This window comes from Rhizobium sp. M10 (genome assembly GCF_002531955.1).
GTDB lineage: Bacteria > Pseudomonadota > Alphaproteobacteria > Rhizobiales > Rhizobiaceae > Rhizobium > Rhizobium etli_C.
This window is the reverse complement of sequence record NZ_NWTA01000025.1, coordinates 1-19837: the sequence shown is the minus strand read 5'-3', so window position 1 is coordinate 19837 and position 19837 is coordinate 1. Positions and strand designations below refer to the sequence as shown.

At 63.5% G+C, this 19837-nt stretch carries 16 protein-coding genes and 1 pseudogene; 6 read left to right on the top strand and 11 right to left on the bottom strand.

The features are described from left to right. Positions 1–72: 72 nt before the first annotated feature. Positions 73–1275, top strand: a complete 1203-nt coding sequence (locus CO671_RS27780; RefSeq protein ID WP_097608641.1) for an ROK family transcriptional regulator — start codon at positions 73–75, stop codon at positions 1273–1275. Between the two features lie 71 nt (positions 1276–1346). Here the strand turns inward: CO671_RS27780 and CO671_RS27775 are convergent, their stop codons facing one another. Further along, the gene (locus tag CO671_RS27775; protein ID WP_097608640.1) at positions 1347–2357 is read right to left on the bottom strand and encodes a DMT family transporter; all 1011 of its coding nucleotides are present in this window, start codon (positions 2355–2357) and stop codon (positions 1347–1349) included. A 277-nt stretch (positions 2358–2634) separates the two neighbouring features. On the opposite strand from CO671_RS27775, the gene CO671_RS27770 reads away from it, so the two are divergent. Beyond that, entirely contained in the window at positions 2635–3375 is a 741-nt protein-coding gene (locus CO671_RS27770; RefSeq protein ID WP_097608690.1) for an AraC family transcriptional regulator, read from the top strand. Between the two features lie 113 nt (positions 3376–3488). On the opposite strand, the gene CO671_RS27765 is transcribed toward CO671_RS27770, so the two are convergent. Continuing rightward, a complete protein-coding gene (locus tag CO671_RS27765; protein ID WP_097608689.1) occupies positions 3489–5510 on the bottom strand; it encodes a beta-N-acetylhexosaminidase in 2022 nt (673 codons plus the stop codon). A 394-nt stretch (positions 5511–5904) separates the two neighbouring features. Between CO671_RS27765 and CO671_RS27760 the strand changes: the two genes are divergently transcribed. Next, positions 5905–6813: a flagellin gene (locus CO671_RS27760; RefSeq protein WP_097608639.1), complete on the top strand. Its 909-nt coding sequence runs from the start codon at positions 5905–5907 to the stop codon at positions 6811–6813. Positions 6814–7029: 216 nt separating this feature from the next. Continuing rightward, positions 7030–10317, top strand: a complete 3288-nt coding sequence (locus CO671_RS27755; RefSeq protein WP_097608638.1) for a cellobiose phosphorylase — start codon at positions 7030–7032, stop codon at positions 10315–10317. A 9-nt stretch (positions 10318–10326) separates the two neighbouring features. Here the strand turns inward: CO671_RS27755 and CO671_RS27750 are convergent, their stop codons facing one another. The 5 genes from CO671_RS27750 to CO671_RS27725 all read right to left on the bottom strand — a co-directional run bounded on the left by CO671_RS27750 (position 10327) and on the right by CO671_RS27725 (position 14724). Next, complete coding sequence (locus CO671_RS27750) at positions 10327–11073, bottom strand: FadR/GntR family transcriptional regulator (protein WP_097608637.1); 747 nt, start codon at positions 11071–11073, stop codon at positions 10327–10329. Positions 11074–11200: 127 nt separating this feature from the next. After that, positions 11201–11965, bottom strand: coding sequence for a 2-dehydro-3-deoxy-D-gluconate 5-dehydrogenase KduD (gene kduD / locus CO671_RS27745; protein ID WP_280953351.1), 765 nt, complete (start codon positions 11963–11965; stop codon positions 11201–11203). Further along, positions 11962–12798 (bottom strand): 5-dehydro-4-deoxy-D-glucuronate isomerase, encoded by an 837-nt coding sequence (kduI, locus tag CO671_RS27740; RefSeq protein ID WP_097608636.1) that lies wholly within the window; start codon positions 12796–12798, stop codon positions 11962–11964. Before kduI ends, kduD begins: the two co-directional genes overlap by 4 nt. Before the next feature lie 593 nt (positions 12799–13391). Continuing rightward, a complete protein-coding gene (locus CO671_RS27730; RefSeq protein WP_010026285.1) occupies positions 13392–13538 on the bottom strand; it encodes a DUF1127 domain-containing protein in 147 nt (48 codons plus the stop codon). A 184-nt stretch (positions 13539–13722) separates the two neighbouring features. Next, on the bottom strand, positions 13723–14724 hold the full coding sequence (locus CO671_RS27725; protein ID WP_097608634.1) for a 3'-5' exonuclease: 1002 nt from the start codon (positions 14722–14724) through the stop codon (positions 13723–13725). Between the two features lie 115 nt (positions 14725–14839). Between CO671_RS27725 and CO671_RS27720 the strand changes: the two genes are divergently transcribed. Beyond that, positions 14840–16108, top strand: a complete 1269-nt coding sequence (locus CO671_RS27720) for an NAD(P)/FAD-dependent oxidoreductase (RefSeq protein WP_097608633.1) — start codon at positions 14840–14842, stop codon at positions 16106–16108. A gap of 217 nt (positions 16109–16325) precedes the next feature. Continuing rightward, complete coding sequence (locus CO671_RS27715; protein ID WP_097608632.1) at positions 16326–17357, top strand: aldo/keto reductase; 1032 nt, start codon at positions 16326–16328, stop codon at positions 17355–17357. Positions 17358–17616: 259 nt separating this feature from the next. Here CO671_RS27715 and minE read toward each other — a convergent pair whose 3' ends face one another. From minE to purU, 4 genes and pseudogenes are all read right to left on the bottom strand, one after another. Further along, the gene (gene minE, locus CO671_RS27710) at positions 17617–17877 is read right to left on the bottom strand and encodes a cell division topological specificity factor MinE (protein WP_012490694.1); all 261 of its coding nucleotides are present in this window, start codon (positions 17875–17877) and stop codon (positions 17617–17619) included. Continuing rightward, a complete protein-coding gene (minD, locus tag CO671_RS27705; RefSeq protein ID WP_016736745.1) occupies positions 17874–18689 on the bottom strand; it encodes a septum site-determining protein MinD in 816 nt (271 codons plus the stop codon). Before minD ends, minE begins: the two co-directional genes overlap by 4 nt. Before the next feature lie 83 nt (positions 18690–18772). Continuing rightward, positions 18773–19495, bottom strand: a complete 723-nt coding sequence (minC, locus tag CO671_RS27700) for a septum site-determining protein MinC (RefSeq protein WP_097608687.1) — start codon at positions 19493–19495, stop codon at positions 18773–18775. Positions 19496–19740: 245 nt separating this feature from the next. Next, positions 19741–19837 (bottom strand): annotated as a pseudogene (gene purU / locus CO671_RS27695) (formyltetrahydrofolate deformylase); the annotation flags it as partial.

The window sequence follows — 19837 nt, the reverse complement described above, 5'->3', positions numbered from 1 at the left end:
GAAGGAAGAATGTGGCTTTCATCCCTACCCGTCTTGTGACAAGGGTGAGGCTGCATTTCCTTTGAAGGCGACATGAAGGCGATCTCCGGCACGAATCTCGAGCAGGCCAAGTCTCACAATCGGCGGGTGGTGATCGAGTTGATCCGCACGCACGGTTCGCTGTCGCGGGCGGCGATCGCCCGGATGACGGCGCTGACGCCGCAGACGGTGTCGAATATCGTCGAGGAGCTGGAGCGGTCGCATCTGCTCGTGGCCGCCGAGGCGCAGAAGCTGGCGCGCGGCCAGCCGATCATCCCCTATTCGATCAATCCGGCCGGCGCCTATTCGATCGGCCTCGAGCTTGGCCGCCAGCGGGCGAGCGGCGTGCTGACGGATCTCTCCGGCGCCGTCTGCGCGCGCATCGAACGCCAGGTCGAACACCCCGATCCGCAAAGGGCGATGCCGGTCCTCCAGTCGATCGTCGAGCATCTCAAGCAGGCCTTCGCCTTCGACCAGGAGCGGTTGCTCGGCCTCGGCCTCGCCCTGCCCGGCCGCTATGCCGAGGGCGGCACCACCTCTCTCAGCCCGCAGAGCCTGCCCGGCTGGCAGGGTTTTCCTGTTGGCCGCGAGCTGGAACAGCGGCTCAACGTGCCGGTGCTGGTCGAGAACGATGCGACGGCAGCGGCGATCGGCGAGCGCCTTCACGGCGTCGCCCGTGGCCTGGCCAGCTTCGTCTATCTGTTTCTGGCCGGCGGCGGCGGCATCGGCGCCGGCATGTTCCTCGACGGCCATCTCTACAAGGGCAGCCGCAACAATGCCGGCGAGATCGGTCATATCATCGTCGAGCCGAATGGCAGGCTCTGCAGCTGCGGCAAACGCGGCTGCCTCGATCGTTATGTCTCGCCGTCGGTCGCCTATGAATTCATGGGCATCGCCGATACCGCGGAGCTGTCGCCCGACGCGCTCGACGCGCTGATCGACAGGGGCAGCGACGGTCTGGACGCCTGGCTCGACCAGGCCGTCCAGCCGCTGCGGCAGACCGTCGATTTCCTCGAGCTCGCCTTCGATCCTCAGACCATCGTGCTCGGCGGCAGCCTGCCGCCATCGCTGATGCGCCGGCTTGCCGAGCGGCTGGAGCCGCTGCACGATCCGATTGATCCCGGCCGGCAGCGAACGGTGCCGCGTGTGATGATCGGCATGACCGGCCAGGATACCGCCATCCTCGGCGCCGCCGCCCTGCCGATCTTTTCCGAAACCAATCCACGCTTCGACGTGCTGCAGAAGCCGGTCGGCTAAAAAGGTTGGCCGATATTTTGACGATTTCCCGTTAGCTTAGAGAGTAGGTCAACGGCCACGGGATATGCCCCTCACCCTAACCCTCTCCCCGTTACGACGGGGAGAGGGGACGTGCCCTGCGAGACGTTGGCGAGGGACGGAGGGGTTGCGGCATCTTCCCTTCTCCCCGCGGGCGGGGAGAAGGTGGCGGCAGCCGGATGAGGGGCAGCCCTCTTGAGAGGGCGCGCAAAGATGATCACGTTCCCGAGCAGCGTCAGCGCCAGGCCGATCAGGCCGAGACCGCTCCAGTGGTAGCCCTCGAAGACCGTCGACAGCGACAGGGCGACGATCGGGAACAGCACAGTCGCATAGGCAGCGCGTGAGGAGCCGATGCGGGACACCAGCATCAGGTAGGTGGTGAAACCGATCACCGATCCGATCGCCGAGAGATAGAGCAGCGCGGCAAGATAGGTGATGCCTGATGGTGCCACGATCGGCGTCTGCGTCACGGCAATCAGGACGAGGAGGACGATCGTGCCATAGGTCATGCCCCAGGCATTGGCGGTCAGCGGTGAGATTCCGGCCGCGCTGTTGCGGCGCGATGCCATGTTGCCCAGCGAGAAGAACAGCGTGCCGAGCGCTGCCAGCCCGATCCCTTTCAACGTGTCCATATCGAAATCGACGACGACCTCCTCTCCGAACAGCAGGAGAAGGCCGGTGGCACCGAGCGCCGCTGCGAAGAGCGTGCGGCCTGTTATGCGGTCGCCGAAGAAGAGCCGTGCATTGACGGCATTGTAGATCGTCGCGAGCGAGAAGATCACCGAGATCAGCCCTGAAGGGATCGAGGCGGCGGCGTTGTAGAAACAGATGAAATTGAGGCTGAACAGGCAGAGCGCTTGCGCAAGGATGAAAGGTTGATCGCGCAAGGCAGGAAGCTTGAGCCTTCGCATGACGGCCAGGATGGCGACGAGGATCACCGCTGCCAGCGCAAATCGGTAAAAGACCGAGATCAGGACCGGCACAGGACCGACCTGCATCGAAATGGCGATCCAGGTCGTCCCCCATATGAGGACGGTCGCGATGAAAAGAACGGCGTTTGCCATGGAGTAATCCTCGTTTTCTCCACGAATAGGCAAAGCGTGAGCAGGTCTCTTGCAGATTCTTGCTATGAAATCGATGTGCCCGGACTTCCCCCTCGCCATATCAGGCGTCTCTTCGTATTGTTCTGAACGCGTGGCCAGCTGTGGGAAAGAATTGGTGAAAGATAGCCGCCTCTCGGTTTTCAGGTTTTTGTCCGCCTCTCCCAAGGCGCGGATGTCACAGTCGATCGATCTCGGTTTCGGGCGCTCGGCTGCCATCTGGAGCAATGCGCATGACCGGATGAGCTATGAGCGGCCGGACGGTCATACGTTCAGTCTTTATCTGAGCGGCGGCGCCGGAACGCGTCGGCTGGATGGCGGCCCCGACGCGCGCGGCCGTCCTGGTGTGCTGTGCATCATGCCGCAGGGGCATTCGTCCGAATGGGAGATCACCGACTTCTTCGAATTCGTCCATCTGTATGTTCCCGACGATCAGATGCGCCGGATGTTTGCCGAGACGTTCGACCGCGATGCGCGGCTCATGGCTCTTCCCGAAGTGACCTTCGCCGATGCCCCCGCTTTGGCGCTGAGGCTTCGGCAGATGACGGAAGCGATGTTGGCGGGCGGCCATCTGCTGGCCGAAGAGGCGATGACCCAGGCGATCAACGATCTCTTCGTCGATCCGCGTTATGGAGGCATGCGCGCCCGCGCGATCAGCGGCGGGCTTGCACCGCATGTGCGCCGCCGAACGCTGGACTATATCGAGGCCCATCTCGGCGAGACGATCCGCTTGCAGGATCTGGCTGATATCGGGCAGCTCAGCGCCTTTCATTTTCAGCGGATGTTCCGGGCAAGCTTTGGTGTGTCGCCGCATGGCTGGGTGGCGCACCGGCGTGTCGAACGCGCCAAATCGATGTTATCGGGCATGGAGCCGATCGCGCAGATCGCATCGGCCTGCGGCTTCAGCAGCCAGAGCCACCTGACCCGGGCCTTCAAGCTGGGCACCGGTCTCACACCCTCCGCCTACCGGCAGCGACAGTGAAGGCCGGCGCTAAAGCGTGTCGCGATCTTTCAGATTCGCTTGTCACGCTTTAGGTCTTTGCTTTTACGCATGTCTTTATCGCAAAACCGCTGCACACTTTTGCGAGACATGCCTTACGACTGTTGCAGCCCGTAAAGCAGCGGCATCAGCCCTGCGAGCGCCTTGAAGCGGTCCCAGGATTTGGCCGGCGGCTTCGTCCAGCCGGTTTCGGCAAGCCCCGAGATGCGCGGGAAGACGAGGCGGTCGAAGACGGCGCGGTCGGTCATCGGTTCCGACCAGATGCAGGCCTGGATGCCGAGCAGCTGCTGCTTCTGCGCCGCCGTCCAGCCACTGAGCGGATCGAAGTTGTAGAGCTTTTCCGCATCCGAATTCCCCGCCCAGCTGGCGCCGGGCTCATCCCAGTCCGGCCTCAGCGCCATGTCGAGGTAATAGACCTGCCCGGGGCAGACGACCATTTGATAGCCGCGTTCGGCAAGCTCGGCCGAGACCTCGACATTGCGCCAGCTGCAGAGATAGCTCTTCTCCTTGTCGATGACGTCGCCATGCGCCGCCTCTTCCCAGCCGCCGGTGATGCAGCCCTTACCCGCTAGGAAACGCTGCACGCGTTCCAGGAACTCCGCCTGCAGGATCGCTGCGCCCGAACCGTGAATATCGTCGGCGCCATGCGTATTGGTGACGACGTTCAGCCGCTTGGCATGGGCATCGGCAACCGCGTCGCCGGCGACGGCGCGCAGGCGATCGAGTGCTGCCGGCGAGCCGGACCACGCGCCGAGCGGCACCTCGTCGGCGCCGAGATGGATGGTCTTGAACGGAAAGAGCTCGATCAGTTCCGAAAGGATCGTCTCGACGATTTCGTAGGTCTGCTCGCGGGCCGGGTTGATGCAATTGTCGGGAAAGCCCTGGACGGAGTAGTAGCTGCCCTTCTCGGCCGGATCGCGCAGCTCCGGTATCGCCTGCTGCATGGCGTAGCAATGGCCGGGCATGTCGATCTCCGGCACGATCTCGATGCCGAAGCTTTTCGCCTCTCCGACGATCTCGCGGATGACGGCTTTGCTATAGTAACCGCCCGTCCGCGCCGGGCTTGAGCCGAGCAGCGGCGGCACGGCAAGGCCGTGGCCGCGCCAGGCGCCGATCTCGGTCAGGGCGGGATAGGCGTCGATCTCGACGCGCCAGGCCTCGTCGTCGGAAAGGTGCCAGTGGAAGCGGTTGAGCTTGTTCCAGGCAAGCACCGCCAGCAGCTTCTTGACCTCGGCGGCGCCATAAAACTGGCGAGCGACATCGAGATGCAGGCCGCGCCAGCCCATCGACGGCTCGTCGATGATCTCGCCGGCTGCAGGAAACTGGAAGACCCCGGGATGCAGCCTGGCGCCGCGCCAGATCTGGCCGAGCGTGACGAGGCCGTAGAGGAAGCCGGTACGGCTGCTCGCCTCGACCGTCAGCCTCTCCTCGTCGAAGCTCAGCCGATAGGCTTCGGGGCCGAAGCCGGCTGTATCCTTCAGCACGACCGGCACCGCGCCTTCCGCCTCGGTGCGCACAATGCCTTCGACGGCGAAGAGATGGTCGACCAGCGCCGCGAAGCCTTTTGCCGCCGCCTCCCCTTCGCCACTCTGCGCCCGCGGCGCAAAACCGGCCGGCAGCGGACGGCGGGAGGCGACCGCCACGTGGTTCGGCCAGGGGATGACCGAAATCTGGACGGGCGCGTTGGCGGGAACCGGATAGATTTCGGCGCCGCGCTTCAGGGCCGCATTGCTGACCGAAGAGCGCGTCGGCTCGATGCCGAGCACGACGGTGCTGCCATCGGAAAGCGCGAGATAGGCGCTCGTCGCGCCGTCCGTCCAGTGGCGGAACTGCCAGCTCAGCGCATAGACGGAGATTGTCCAGGTCTCGCCGGCGCCGAGCACGAAACCGGCCGGCGGCCGGAATTCGGTGAAATTGGAAAGCCGCTGCGAAACGGTCGCGCCTTCGACGCGCCCGGCGGGATCGACACGGCCCGGGCCGCTGACGCAGAGGGAAAAACTCGAAAGCGGTTCGCTGCCGAGGTTCTTGAGGCGCAGGACGTAGGAGAATTCCTTGCCGTCGGCAGGCGGGTTCCAAAGGGTTTCAAGCCGCAGGGCGTTCGGTCGCGGTGTCGACATCATCACTCTTCCTTGAGGAAAACCAGGTTTTGAGCGTTCCGGCACAGGCGCCGGGATCGGCATGGCGGTTGAAGTCAATCAAATTGATTTAATATTGATAGTCGGTTTTTCACCGAGGCGTCAATCGGCGATGCGGAATTTCGGCGGCCGACCCCAGGGCCAATGCCGGCCGCCGATCACAGGATAAGCGCCCCATGGTCGAGGTGTCGCAATTCGGGAAAAAATTTCGGCCGGCCGCCGCGCGTTAACGATTAAGGTACCTTTAAGTACCATAATTGATCCAACGATGGCGAATTGACCGCCCGATACGGGTCGATAAGCATGAGGCTGCTCGCCACGGCCCGGATGTTCCCGGGATGCAACCCGTCCAACTTCCGAATCAGGCGAATTTCCAATGACGAGCATCAATACGAACAATTCCGCGATGGCTGCCCTTCAGACGCTGCGCAGCATCAACTCCAACCTCGAATCGACCCAGAACAGCGTTTCGACCGGTTATCGCGTCGACACCGCATCCGACAACGCTGCCTACTGGTCGATCGCCACCACGATGCGCTCCGACAACAAGGCCCTTTCGGCCGTCTCCGACGCCCTTGGCCTCGGCGCGGCAAAGGTCGATACGGCTTACACGGCGATGGAAAGTGCGATCGACGTCGTCGACGAGATCAAAGCCAAGCTCGTGGCCGCCACCGAAGACGGTGTCGACAAGTCCAAGGTCCAGGAAGAAATCAGCCAGCTGCAGGAGCAGCTGATGAGCATTGCCCAGTCAGCGTCCTTCTCGGGCGAGAACTGGGTTGCCGGCGAGAGCGGCACGAAAAGCGTCGTCTCGTCCTTCGTTCGCGACGGCTCCGGCGCCGTGTCCGTCAAGATGACGGAATATGCATTGGACACCAGCTCCGCCGGCAACGTGCTGTTCGGCATGAGCAGCGGGTCGATCGAAACCTCCTCGGGTATCCTCGGAACGGCCGATGCAAACGGCGATTCCGTTTACTCGCTCGACATTACCGACTTTACCACCGGTCAGATCCAGTCGGCGCTGTCGACCATCGAATCGGCGCTGTCGGCGATGACCTCGGCCGGTGCGCAATTGGGTTCGATCTCGACGCGCATCGAACTGCAGGAAGACTTCGTCAGTGCGCTTTCGGACTCGATCGACTCCGGCGTCGGCCGCCTGGTCGATGCCGATATGGAGGAGGAGTCGAGCAAGCTGACGGCCTTGCAGACGCAGCAGCAGCTGGCGATCCAGTCGCTGTCGATCGCGAATTCGTCGTCCCAGAACATCCTGTCGCTGTTCCGCGGCTAATTCTGGTCGATGCAAAGGGAGCCGGGCGCATAGAACGCCCGGACCACATTCGCTGATCGAACCCCGAGCCTGGCCCCCGGCCAGGCTCGGTCGCATTTCGGGCATGGAGCCGCCATTTCACGAGACCTTGTCGATCTGCCGATCACCGGTAAGATTTCTCTCACTCTTTTTGCGCCATCCTCTGATTCCCCTCTGGCACTCATCGACGAGATCTCCATGGCCCCCAACCGGACGCGCAGCTTGCAAATGCCACGACGCGAAGAGCTTGGCCTCTTTACGATCAGCAACGGTTTCGGCCTGTCGATATCGGCGCTGCCGAACGGGACGCTGTTTGCCATCGACTATGCCGACGACAAGGGATCGGTGCAGATCAACCAGATCCAGGGCTCGCCGCTCATCGGCGGCATTGGCCGCCTTTATCTGCGCGTCGGCGGCGCCCGCCCCGATGTCGTCGAGATCGTCGGCCCCCGTGCCAAAGGCAGTTTCGCCTATGATGCGACGAGCTTCTCCTGGAGCGGCAAGACAGGCGATATCGCCTATGACGTCCGCCTCGCGCTTCATCCCTCCGAAACGGCATGGTTCTGGCGTGCCTCGATCCGACATCTGCAAGAGGGAACGCTGCCGGCGGATCTGGTGCTGATCCAGGATGTCGGCCTCGGCGACCGCGGCTTTCTGATGAACAGCGAGGCCTATGCCTCGCAATATGTCGATCACCACATTTCCGAGCACGAGGCCTATGGCTGCGTCGTGATAAACCGGCAAAATCTCAAACAGTCGGGCGGCCGCAACCCCTGGCTGGCGCAAGGCTGCCTCGACGGGGCTGTCGCCTATGCCACCGATGCGATCCAGCTGGTGCAGGCAAAGGGCCGGCTCGACGACCTGCTGGTCGGCGCTTTCGGCACGCCGCTGCCGAGCGAACGGCGGCAGCAGGAGACCGCCTGCCCTGCCGTTCAATCGCGATCGCTGTCGGTCGCACCAGAAGGCGCGACGGCGACTTTCTTTGCCCTGTTCGCCGCCGATCATCCCGAGGCGTCGAGCGATGCCGATCTTTCGCGGCTCGACGGCATCGCGCTGCCGGACGATGCGGCCGTCGAGCGAGAGGCGGCAGCACCGGTTCGCAGCCTGCTCCAGGACGCGCCTCTGTTGGAGGTTGAGACGCTGGATAAAAAGGCGATCGCCCGGCTCTATCCCGAGCGGAGCCTGGAAGAGCGCGGCCACGGAAAACTGCTATCGTTTTTCGTGCCGGACGGTGCGCTCAACCGCCATGTCGTGCTGCGCGACAAGGAACTCGCCGTCGCGCGCCGTCACGGCGCGATCGTCCGAAGCGGCCAGAACATGCTGCTGGATGACGCCACACTCGCCGCCACCTGCTGGATGCAGGGCATTTTTGCCGCGCAGCTGACGATCGGCAACACGTCCTTCCACAAGCTCTTTTCCGTCTCGCGCGATCCCTACAATCTGACGCGGGCCAGCGGACTGCGCATCATGGCGGATGTCGGCGCCGGCTGGCAGCTTCTGGCGGTGCCGTCGGCTTTCGAGATGGGTTTGAGCGACTGCCGCTGGATCTATCAATGCCCGGAGCAGACGATCATCGTGACGGCCGTCGCCTCCGGCGAGGATGCGGCGATGCAATGGAGCCTCTCCGTCGAGGGCAAGCCGTGCCGCTTCCTGGTCTTCGGTCATGTCGTGCTCGGCGAGCGCGAATATGACGCGGGCGGGCAGATCGACTTCGACCCCTCGCGCAAACGCGTCGCCTTCCGGCCCGACCCCGCCTGGCTCTGGGGCGGGCGTTACCCCGATGCCGTCTATTGGCTGGTCAGTTCGACGCCCGATGCCATCGACGAGATCGGCGGCGACGAGCTGCTCTATAGCGATGGCCTCGCGCGCGACGGCGCTTTCGTGGCGCTGCGCTCCCGGCCGACGCAGGCGCTCTCCTTCGCCGTCGTCGGCTCGATGACCGATGCCGAAGACGCCGAGCGGCTGGCGCAACGGTATGAGGCAGGCGTCAGCGATGAGGCCATGCTCGCGCCGGCATCGACATTCTGGCGCAACGCCGTGCGCGGCATGCGGATCGACAGCGCTTCGCCCGATCTTGCCGCCCAGGCGACCCTCCTGCCCTGGCTTGCCCATGACGCCATCGTGCATCTGAGCGTGCCGCATGGACTTGAACAATATACGGGGGCGGCCTGGGGCACGCGCGACGCCTGCCAGGGGCCGATCGAATTCCTGCTCGCCTATGAGCATGACCGCGAGGCCAAGCAAGTCCTGAAAACCGTCTTCAGCGAACAGTACCTGGAAAAAGGCGACTGGCCGCAATGGTTCATGCTGGAGCCCTATGCCAACATCCGGGCGGGCGACTGCCACGGCGATATCGTCGTCTGGCCGTTGAAGGCGCTGTGCGACTATATCGAAGCGACCGGCGATCTCGCCATTCTCGACGAGAAGGTGTCCTGGCGCGATGAAAAGACCATGCAGAAGGCGCCGGAGGCCGACACCATTGCCATCCATGTCGAGAAGCTGCTCGATACCGTCCGCGAGCGTTTCATCCCGGGAACCCATCTGATCCGTTATGGCGAAGGCGACTGGAACGATTCCCTGCAGCCGGCCGATCCGCATCTGCGCGACTGGATGGTCAGCAGCTGGACAGTCGCCCTGCTCTACGAGCAGATCGTCCGTTATTCCGCCATCCTGCGCCGTCTCGGCCTTGGCGAGAGAGCCAAGGCCCTGAGGAAGATCGCCATGGCGATGCGCCGGGATTTCAACCGCCATCTCGTGCGGGACGGCGTCGTCGCCGGCTATGGCATTTTCGACCCGGCCCATAACGGCGTCGAATTGCTGCTGCATCCGAGCGACACGCGCACCGGCCTCTCCTTCTCGCTGATCGCGATGACGCAGGCGATGCTCGGCAAGCTGTTCACGCCGGCGCAGCGGCGCGATCATATGCGGCTGATCGAGGAGCATCTGCTTTTCCCCGACGGCGTGCGGCTGATGGAAAAGCCCGCGACCTACGCCGGCGGGCCTGAAACGCTGTTCCGCCGGGCCGAATCCTCCTCCTTCTTCGGCCGCGAGATCGGGCTGATGTATGTGCATGCGCATCTGCGTTATTGCGAAACGCTTGCCCTGGACGGAGCGGCGGACGCGCTCTGGGAGGCGATCGCCGTCGTCAATCCGATCGCCGTCACCGCGGCCTTGCCGCAGGCGTCGCTGCGCCAGCGCAATACCTATTTCAGCAGCAGCGACGCGGCCTTCCCTGATCGCTATCAGGCGGCGGATGATTGGGCGCGCGTCAAGGCCGGAAAGGTCGCCGTCGACGGCGGATGGCGCATCTATTCGAGCGGGCCGGGCCTCTACACCAGGAGTTTCGTGGAAAACATCCTGGGCTTCAAACGACGCTTCGGCCGGCGCAGCCGCAAACCGCTGCTGCCGGCGGCGCACGCCGCCGTCGATCTGCGGACCGATCATGCCGCCTGGCGGCGGTTGATGAAGCCGAAGCCGCAGATGTAACGAAGACGGTCACGACGGGCTGGTCGCGTCGCGCAGCTCTTCGAAGCGCGCGGCGCTCTTCGACAGGTGGCTGCGGATGGCGCGGCGCGCGGCCGCCTCGTTGCCGTCGCGGATCGCCGCGAAGATGGCGTGGTGTTCCCGGCGCATGCGGGCGGCATGGCGCTTGCGCTCGAAAGCCGTCATCTTGTCGAGGCGCGCCCATTGGCGCGGCACCATAATATCGCCGAACGTGTCGAAGAGGCGGCTGTAATAGGAATTTTGCGTCGCGACCAGGATCGACCGGTGGAAGGCGTAATCTTCCTGTGCGCCGTATCCGCCCTTTTCCAGTGCTTTGTCGAGGGCGTCTAGACGATCCTGCATACGATCGATGTCTTCCGGCGTGCGCCGCAGCGCGGCAAGACCGGCGGCTTCATATTCGACCCCGATGCGCAGCTCCAGCACACGCAGCACCTCATCGATCGACTGCAGGTCGTTGGGAATGATGGAGAAGGAGCGCGGGTTGGGATCGTTTGAAACGAAAGCGCCGAGGCCCTGGTGCGTGGTGATCAGGCCCTTGGCGCGCAGCGTGGCGAGCGCCTCGCGCACGATCGTCCGGCTGACGCCGGTTGCCGCCATGATCGCCTGTTCGGTCGGCAGGCGCTGGCCGGGTTTCAGGTCGCCGGATTCGATCTGTGCCATCAGCGTATCGGCAAGGCCGCTGCGCAGGTTCGGCGGCTGGCGAATGGTCGTGAAGAGCGCGTTGTCCTTGTCCGTCATCCCGATCGAAATCCTGCCTGTCGAGGCGCCGGCGCCCGCCGCTATGCCTTTGCTAACCCATGCCGGCCGGAAAGGCAAAAACGACGTGCGGCTTGGCGGCTGTGAAACTCGGGAGCGGCAGGCCGGATCACCGCGCCAGCCAGCCCCCGTCAACCGGCAGGACCGTGCCATGCACATAGTCGGATGCCGACGATGCCAGGAATACGGCCGCACCGCCGAGTTCATCGGGCTTCCCCCAACGCCCGGCCGGAATGCGTGCGAGGATGGCGGCATTGCGATCCGGATCCTCGCGCAGCGCCGTCGTATTGTTGGTGACGAAGTAACCCGGCGCGATGGCGTTGACGTTGAGGCCCTTGCCGGCCCATTCGCAGGCAAGCAGCTTGGTCAGGCCGGCAAGCCCGCTTTTCGAGGCGGTATAGGAGGGGATGCGGATGCCGCCCTGGAAGGACAGCAGCGAAGCGATGTTGATGATCTTGCCCCTGCCCTTGTCGACCATATGGCGGCCGGCCGCCTGCGACAGGAAGAAGGCCGTCTTCAGGTTGACGTCGATCACCGCGTCCCAGTCTTCTTCGGTGAAGTCGAGCGCATCGGCACGGCGGATGATGCCGGCATTATTGACGAGGATGTCGAGGCCGCCGAAGGTCTGGATGGCCTCGGCGACGATCCCCTTGACCGGTTCGATGGTGGCGAGATCGGCCTTGATGACGTGGAAACGGCTGCCCGCTTCCTTCACCAATGCTTCGGTTTCGTCCATCGAGGAGCGCCCGACGGCGACGATCGAGGCGCCGGCCGCGGCGAGCGCGGCCGCGATGGCCTGGCCGATACCGGTATTGGCGCCGGTGACGACGGCCGTCTTGCCGGAAAGATCGAAGGGATTGGCCACGGCGCTCACCTCAGATCCGCAATGACGATATGGTCCATGTCGGTGAAGCTCTTGTTGTCGCCGGCCATCGCCCAGATGAAGCTGTAATTCTTGGTGCCGGCGCCGGAATGGATCGACCAGGGCGGCGAGATGACCGCCTGCTCGTTGGCGACCAGCATATGCCGGGTCTGCTGCGGCTCGCCCATGAAGTGGAAGACGCGCTGCTCGGCTTCGAGATCGAAATAGAGATAGGCTTCCATGCGCCGGTCATGCGTGTGGGCCGGCATGGTGTTCCAGACGCTGCCCGGCTCGATCATGGTGAAGCCCAAAGTAAGCTGGCAGGACTGGCAGACCTCCGGGTGGATGAACTGGTAGATCGACCGCTTGTTGGCCGTCGCGGCTTCGCCCGGCGTCAGGTGGCGGGCCTTTTCGCGGGTGAGCAGCACGGTCGGATGCGTCTGATGGGCCGGCGTCGAGACCAGATAGAACTTGGCCGGATTGGCGGCATCCGCGCTTTCGAACCTGACGTCCTTTGCGCCCTTGCCGGCGTAGAGGCAATCATATTTGGCAAGATCGTAGCTGGTGCCGTCGACGATGATGCGGCCGGCGCCGCCGATGTTCAGCGCGCCGAGTTCACGCTCGGCAAGGAAGGTTTCCTGTCCGATCGCCGTCGGCGCCGTCAGCGTCAGCCCGCTGCCGAGCGGCGTGGCGCCGCCGATGACCATGCGGTCGTAATGGGAATAGGTCAGCCGGATCTCGCCGCCTTCGAAGATGGTTTCCACCAGAAAGTGACGCCGCAGCGTTTCGGTGTCGTAACCGCGCACGGCCTCGGGGTGGGAGGCGTGTCTCACGTCGATCTGCATGTCAATTTTCCTTCAGCTTCATTGTCGTCAGGCGGTGCCGCTATTGCGGAAAGCTGGTCATATCTGACGGTTTTCCGCTGCGGTGGTATCCGTCTGGTTACATAGTTGTACGACAAGTTCGGTGTCAACAGCTTTGTCCGCGCTTGCCTTAAAGACAAGCGAGGCGGTGGGAGCATTCAAGCAGAGCTGAGAACAGACAGGAGAATTTGCTCGGGGTTTGATGACGACATCCCCATCGCAAGCGGCCGCCCTCGGCGTGGTCCGGTGGCCAAAACGAAAAAGCCTGCCGCGGGAGGAGGTGCGGCAGGCTTTTCGAAAAGAACCGAACGACAGCTGGGAGGAGGAGTGCTGTCGTTCCCGCAGGCGACCTTGGGAGGAGGATGGGCGCCTGCATATCGAAGGGATGCGGGAGGAGATGCATCGCTTCGATGGAAATAATCATACTTATTTTATGCCCAGTTGATAGGCATTTCTTTGCAAGGCAGCCATGCATTATGCGAAATGCTCATGGCTGGCAGGCACCGCAAAAGCAAAGCGCCCGCTCGGGAGAAGCAGGCGCTGGGCAGGCTCGAAGATGGTCGTCTGTCAGGCCGTTAGCGGCCGATGGCTGCACGGGCGATGTTGCGGATTTCGCCGCGGCCGATGCCGAGGTCGTCCAGTTCGCGCGTGGTCATACGGCCCAGTTCAGCGACCGTCTGACGGTACTTGCGCCAATTGTTGAAAGAGCGTGCTACGTTCATGATGATCCCCTTTCCGTGGGCTTTCGAAGCCTAGCTGCCAGTCCTTGGCGCTTCGTTCGCTTCGATGACCCGTATATAATATGAGACCCGCGATTGTTGCAGCGCCAATGCATCACTGCACCTATGCGGTCTTTGCATGGGTCGTGTCGGGAGGGGTTAGTTCAGGATCCGAACCGCTTCGCGGTCAGAGTTTGAAACGATCGAAGGCCGTCAGCCGCACGGTCGGCGGATCCGCCTCTCTCCATCGGTAGATTTCCGAGCGCAGATAGGAGAGTTCGTCACCGAGATCATCTTCACCGACTTCGATCCACCAGGACTTCAGGCGGCCGTCGCTTCCGTCAGACCAGCGATAGCCCCTCGCCTTCAGGTGGTCCTTCATTTCGAACGGGCTGTGTTCGGCGAAGATGCGGATGCGCGAGCGCTGGCTGGCCCGGTAGAGCTCGGCAAACGGGCTTTCACCCTCACCTTGCTGCCGGTCGAGGATTTCCAGGAGCGCGTGGCAGTCGTCCACCGCGCGATGGCCCTCATGGAAATAGCCGGCCTGGCCGACGAGGTAACCGAGCTTGGTGCCCTCGAAGCCGCGCGCGCTCCAGTCGATTTCCGACACCGAGCATGCCCAGGCCTTGCCGGCGAAAATCCTGGAGAAGGCCTCGCAGAACGGCCGGTCGAAACCGGCATTGTGGGCGATGATCAGATCGGCCGGCTCGATCAGGGCGCTCAACGACCTCATATCGATGACCTGGCCTTCGACCATCGCATCGGTGATCCCCGTCAGCCGGGTAATCTCCGGCGGTATCGGCCGCGACGGCTGTTGCAGGCCGCCATAGATGCCGACGATATCGCCAATCGCGCCGTCGTCGTCGAACGTGAAGGCAACGGCGCCGATTTCGATGATCTCGTCGTTGCGGTGATTGAGACCGGTCGTCTCCGTATCGAGAATGACGCCGAGCCGCGAAAATTCCGGCCGCCTGACCGAGGCAATCGGCCGGGCGGTCAATTTCCTCAGGATGCGATAGTTGCCGCTCTCCTCGAGCGTGCGCGCCATATCTTCATCGGACCGGGCGGCCGGCTCCAACGGCGGCCGGCGCGATGGAGCGCGCGCCTTGGCGACCACGGGTGACGCCTTCGTCACCTGCGGCGATGGCTTGGCAAACATGTCGAGTTGCGAATCTCTCTGCACGCTCATCGGACCTGTATGTCACGCAAACGCCGTTTAATCCACCGCGCGAGGCGCTATCCCCAGCCCTTGCCTTTTGTGGACATCAAAGTTTAGCTGGGCATGCGCAGCCAAAGGAGAAGACATGTCTGGTGACAACGGCAAGGGGGCCGACGAGGACGTCGTCATCATCGGCGCCGGTGCTGCCGGCACTGCTGCTGCCCGCCGCCTGCAGGCAATCCGTCCGGATCTTTCGATCCTTCTCTTGGAAGCCGGTGATCGTCTTGGCGGCCGGGCCTGGACGGTCGGGCTGCCGGGAGCATCCGACATCGCGCTCGATCTCGGCTGCGGCTGGCTGCACGGGGCGCGGACCAATGCCTGGACGGCGATTGCCGAGAAGGTGGGACTGACGGTCGACCGCACGCCTGCGCCCTGGAACGGCGGGCGGCGGCTTCAGCGGGATGGCGTCGACATCCATGCCGCGCAGGAGGCGATCGGCGGCTATTTCGAGCGCCTCGACAGCCATGAAGGCGATGATACCGATCTGGCCGCGATGCTCGAACCCGGCAATCCCTGGAACGGCCAGATCCGGGCAATCGGCACCTACATCACCGGCGCCGAACTGGAACGGTCTTCGGTCGTCGACTACAACAGATATGACCCAGGCCCTGGTCCCGACTGGCGGGTGCGCCAGGGCTACGGAACCTTGATCTCGCTCTATGGCAGGCCGGTTCCGGCAAGGCTCGGCGTCGAGGTCAGGCGTATCGATCATCGACATGCCGGCCGGATCGGCATCGAGACGAACCAAGGCGTGCTGAGCGCCCGCGCCGTGCTCGTGACCGTTTCGACGAATATGCTTGCCGCTGAAAAGATCGCCTTCGATCCGCCTTTGCCCGACAAAACCGAGGCGGCCGCCCGTTTGCCGCTCGGGCTCGCCGACAAACTCTTCCTCGGGCTCGCGCATCCGCAGGCGCTGCCGGCCGATACGCATATGCTCGGCTCCATCAGCCGCGGCGCCACCGGCACCTATCAGCTCCGGCCGTTGGGGGCTGGCGTCGTTGAAGCCTATTTTGCCGGCGACCTCGCCCATGACCTGGAGCGGGAGGGCAGAGACGCCGCCTTCTCCTTCGCCGCCGATGAGCTGGCGGCGGAATTCGGCGCGGATATCCGCCGGGAATTGTCGGTGGCGGCGATCTCGGCCTGGGCCGCGGAACCCCATATCGGCGGCTCCTATTCCTATGCCGAACCCGGCGCCTCGGATCTGCGCGGCGTGCTCGCAGCACCACATGATGGGCGGATTTTCTTTGCCGGCGAAGCCTGTTCGTATTCGCGTTATTCGACGGCGCACGGCGCCTACGACACCGGTATCGCCGCAGCCGATCGGATCGCCGCCTCGTTATCGAAAAATCCGTAACTGTCGCCCGCCCGCGGGAATATGTTTTCCCACTTGTGGCACGGGCGGGATTGGTTATGCTGCCCTCGCCCCTGCGCTGGATGAGCCCAGGGCGCCATACGTCATCCGGCGGCAGCGGCCGCCTCAAGCTCGATATTGTCATTGGATTGCGGAAGCCCCGGCTTCTACCCCGGCGATTTTGCGCGTCGGCTGCGGGCCTCCGCATGAGGAGGAAGATATGGATTATCGCAAGCTCGGTCCCAGCGGGGCCGTCGTTACCGCCTATTGCCTGGGCACCATGACCTTCGGCGCGGAGGCCGACGAGACGGCCTCGCACAAGCTGCTCGACGATTATTTCGCCTGGGGCGGCAATTTCATCGATACCGCCGATGTCTACAGCGCCGGCAAGTCGGAAGAGATCATCGGCCGCTGGCTGAAGGCGCGCCCGACCGAGGCCCGCCAGGCGATCGTCGCCACCAAGGGCCGGTTTCCGATGGGCAACGGACCCAACGATATCGGCCTGTCGCGCCGGCATCTCGGCCAGGCGCTCGACGATTCGCTGCGCCGCCTCGGCCTCGAACAGATCGATCTCTACCAGATGCATGCCTGGGACGCGCTGACGCCGATCGAAGAGACGCTGCGCTTCCTCGACGATGCGGTTTCATCAGGCAAGATCGGCTATTACGGCTTCTCCAACTATGTCGGCTGGCACATCGCCAAGGCGTCGGAGATCGCCAAGGCGCGCGGTTATACGCGGCCGGTGACGCTGCAGCCGCAATACAGCCTGCTCGCCCGCGACATCGAGCTCGAAATCGTCGCCGCCTGCCAGGATGCCGGCATGGGCCTGTTGCCATGGTCGCCGCTCGGCGGCGGCTGGCTGACCGGCAAGTACAAGCGCGACGAGATGCCAACCGGCGCCACCCGCCTCGGCGAGAACCCCAATCGCGGCAGCGAGTCCTATGCGCCGCGCAATGCCCAGGAACGCACCTGGGCGATCATCGGCGCTGTCGAGGACATCGCCAAGGCCTGCGGCGTCAGCATGGCGCAGGTGGCGCTCGCCTGGACGGCGGCGCAGCCGGCTGTCACCTCGGTCATTCTCGGCGCCCGCACGCCCGAGCAGCTCGCCGACAATCTCGGCGCCATGAAGCTCGAGCTTTCCGGGGAGGAAATGGCCAGGCTGAACGAGGTCAGTGCGCCGCAGCCTCTCGATTATCCCTATGGCAAGGGCGGCATCGCCCAGCGCCACCGCAAGATCGAGGGCGGCCGCTGAGCCTTTCGGCCGGAAAGATCGACGCAAAAAGCCGCCATGTTTTCCATGGCGGCTCAGACTGCTGACAAGGTCGGCCAAGCCCTCATTTCGTCGTGCTCGGGCTTGTCCCGAGCATCTGGCCCCGGTCGATAGGGCAGCAGATCCTCGGCACAAGGCCGAGGATGACGTCGAGGAGAGCAAGGTTGCCATCAAACTGAGCTGCCATGTTCCATGGCGGCTTTCGTATCTTCAGGGCAACGAGACAAGCGTGTCTTTACCCTCAAGCGGCCTGTACGGCCGCGTTCAGCGGGATTTCGACGTCGATCTCGAGCGTCGAGACAAATTCGTTGCGGTCGATCGTCACCTGCACCTTGTCGTGGTCGAGTTCGACGTGCTTGGCGATCACCGCAAGGATTTCCTCGCGCAGCAGGGTGACCAGGTCCGATCCTGCCGAGGCGCGCTCGTGGGCGAGAAGCACCTGCAGGCGTTCACGGGCGGCGGGCGCGGTTCTTTGCTTGTTGAAGAGACGGAAAATATTCATGCCGCCCTCCGTCCGAAAAGTTTGCCGAAAATATTGCGCTTTTCCTCGGGGATGGCCATCGGCAGGGTCTCGCCGGCGAGCCGGCGGGCGGCATCGAAATAGGCCATGGCGGCCGGGCTGCGGCTTTCGGCCAGCGTGACCGGCGCACCGACGTTGGAGGCGCGCAGCACATCCATGCTTTCCGGCACGATGCCGAGCAGCGGGATGGAGAGGATTTCCAGCACGTCGTCGACCTTCAGCATGTCGCCGCGTTCGGCGCGGTTGGCGTCGTAACGGGTCAGCAGCAGGTGCTTTTCCATCCGCTCGCCGCGTTCGGCCTTGGCGGTCTTGGCATCGAGCAAGCCGATGATGCGGTCGGAATCGCGCACCGACGACACTTCCGGGTTGGTGACGACGACGGCGACATCGGCATGGCGCATGGCAAGTGTCGCGCCGCGTTCGATGCCGGCCGGGCTGTCGCAGATGATCCAGTCGAAATAGCGCTTCAGATCGTTGATGACGCGCTCGACGCCCTCGGCCGTCAGATTGTCCTTGTCGCGCGTCTGCGACGCCGGCAGCAGGAACAGCGTCTCCAGTCGCTTGTCGCGGATTAGCGCCTGGGTGAGCTTGGCGTCTCCCTGGATGACGTTGATGAGGTCGTAGACGACCCGGCGTTCGGCCCCCATCACCAGGTCGAGATTGCGCAGGCCGACGTCGAAGTCGACGACGACGACCTTTTCATTGCGTTGCGCCAGCGCCGCTCCCAATGCGGCCGTCGAGGTTGTCTTTCCGACCCCGCCCTTGCCTGACGTGACGACGATCACTTTCCCCATTTCTCTCTCCTTTGCCGTGCCGCAGTAATTCAAAGTGTTGCGCCGCGTCCTTTGCGCGTCTTTTGAAGACGCGCGGACCGTAGTCAGATCAGTTTTTCCGCCATGATCGCATCGTCTTCGAGCCAGAGCTGAACAGCCTGTCCGCGAAGATTGGGCGCCATGTCTTCCGCCATTTTGTAGATGCCGTCGATTGCCACCAGCTCGGCCTCGAGCTTGCGGCAGAAGATCCGTGCCGAGGCGTTGCCGATCGAGCCCGCCATGGCGCGGCCGCGCAGCGCCCCGTAGATATGCACCGAGCCGCCGGCGATGACCTCGGCGCCTGAGGCGACCGACCCGACGATGGTGACGTCGCCTTCCGGAAAGATCACCGATTGCCCGGAGCGCACCGGCTCGCGAATGACGATGGATTGCGTCGCTGCCGGGCGGATCTCGGGAGCCACCGGCTTGCTCGACGAATCGACAGGCTCACTCGTCTGAACCTCGATGTCGGAAGCCGAGCGGCCGCCTTTGAGCGCCGGCGGCATGCCGGAGCCGAGAAGGGACGGCCGAGCGCCTTCGATGCCCATGATGCTGACGTTGCGCTTGGCAAGCTCGGCAATGAGCTCCTTCAGCTGCGGCTTGTCGATTTGCAGGTCCGTCAGATCGAGCACGACAGGGCGTCCCAGGAAGAACCCGGCCGAACGCGCGGCCAGATCGTCGAGCCTCGCCAGCCAATCATCGAAAGGAAGGTCCGGAGACAACATGACGGCCAGGAAGGAGCGGCCCTTGATGCGGATAGAGCGAGCGTCTGTTAGCACTTTGGTCATCTGTGTGAAGAAATCGTTGACCATGTCTACCGCTGACATGGTTAACAAAAAGTTAACGCGGCCTCGATATTCCCTAACGTGACACGGCCACATTCAGTTGATGAATTTATCTAAATAATTGAATAAATTCACATTTATGCAAAGGATGAATAATCCTCACATATGACCGGAATGAAGATCTGTTGCCGACGATCTCATCGACGGCATGATCGAGATTCTTGCCGCCGCGTTAACCTCTCGGCGACTCAGCCCATGCGTTCGGAGGCGTAGCTTCCGGGGCTTGCCGGGAAGACGACGGTGCGGTTGCCGTTGATGAAGGTGCGGTGGTGGATATGGGCGTGG

What these genes read in the sequence shown, in the direction of transcription:
- CO671_RS27780 (WP_097608641.1), top strand. Translation starts at nt 73, where the DNA reads ATGAAGGCGATCTCCGGCACGAATCTCGAGCAGGCCAAGTCTCACAAT.
- CO671_RS27775 (WP_097608640.1), bottom strand. Translation starts at nt 2,357, where the DNA reads ATGGCAAACGCCGTTCTTTTCATCGCGACCGTCCTCATATGGGGGACG.
- CO671_RS27770 (WP_097608690.1), top strand. Translation starts at nt 2,635, where the DNA reads ATGAGCTATGAGCGGCCGGACGGTCATACGTTCAGTCTTTATCTGAGC.
- CO671_RS27765 (WP_097608689.1), bottom strand. Translation starts at nt 5,510, where the DNA reads ATGTCGACACCGCGACCGAACGCCCTGCGGCTTGAAACCCTTTGGAAC.
- CO671_RS27760 (WP_097608639.1), top strand. Translation starts at nt 5,905, where the DNA reads ATGACGAGCATCAATACGAACAATTCCGCGATGGCTGCCCTTCAGACG.
- CO671_RS27755 (WP_097608638.1), top strand. Translation starts at nt 7,030, where the DNA reads ATGGCCCCCAACCGGACGCGCAGCTTGCAAATGCCACGACGCGAAGAG.
- CO671_RS27750 (WP_097608637.1), bottom strand. Translation starts at nt 11,073, where the DNA reads ATGACGGACAAGGACAACGCGCTCTTCACGACCATTCGCCAGCCGCCG.
- kduI (WP_097608636.1), bottom strand. Translation starts at nt 12,798, where the DNA reads ATGCAGATCGACGTGAGACACGCCTCCCACCCCGAGGCCGTGCGCGGT.
- CO671_RS27730 (WP_010026285.1), bottom strand. Translation starts at nt 13,538, where the DNA reads ATGAACGTAGCACGCTCTTTCAACAATTGGCGCAAGTACCGTCAGACG.
- CO671_RS27725 (WP_097608634.1), bottom strand. Translation starts at nt 14,724, where the DNA reads ATGAGCGTGCAGAGAGATTCGCAACTCGACATGTTTGCCAAGCCATCG.
- CO671_RS27720 (WP_097608633.1), top strand. Translation starts at nt 14,840, where the DNA reads ATGTCTGGTGACAACGGCAAGGGGGCCGACGAGGACGTCGTCATCATC.
- CO671_RS27715 (WP_097608632.1), top strand. Translation starts at nt 16,326, where the DNA reads ATGGATTATCGCAAGCTCGGTCCCAGCGGGGCCGTCGTTACCGCCTAT.
- minE (WP_012490694.1), bottom strand. Translation starts at nt 17,877, where the DNA reads ATGAATATTTTCCGTCTCTTCAACAAGCAAAGAACCGCGCCCGCCGCC.
- minD (WP_016736745.1), bottom strand. Translation starts at nt 18,689, where the DNA reads ATGGGGAAAGTGATCGTCGTCACGTCAGGCAAGGGCGGGGTCGGAAAG.
- minC (WP_097608687.1), bottom strand. Translation starts at nt 19,495, where the DNA reads ATGACCAAAGTGCTAACAGACGCTCGCTCTATCCGCATCAAGGGCCGC.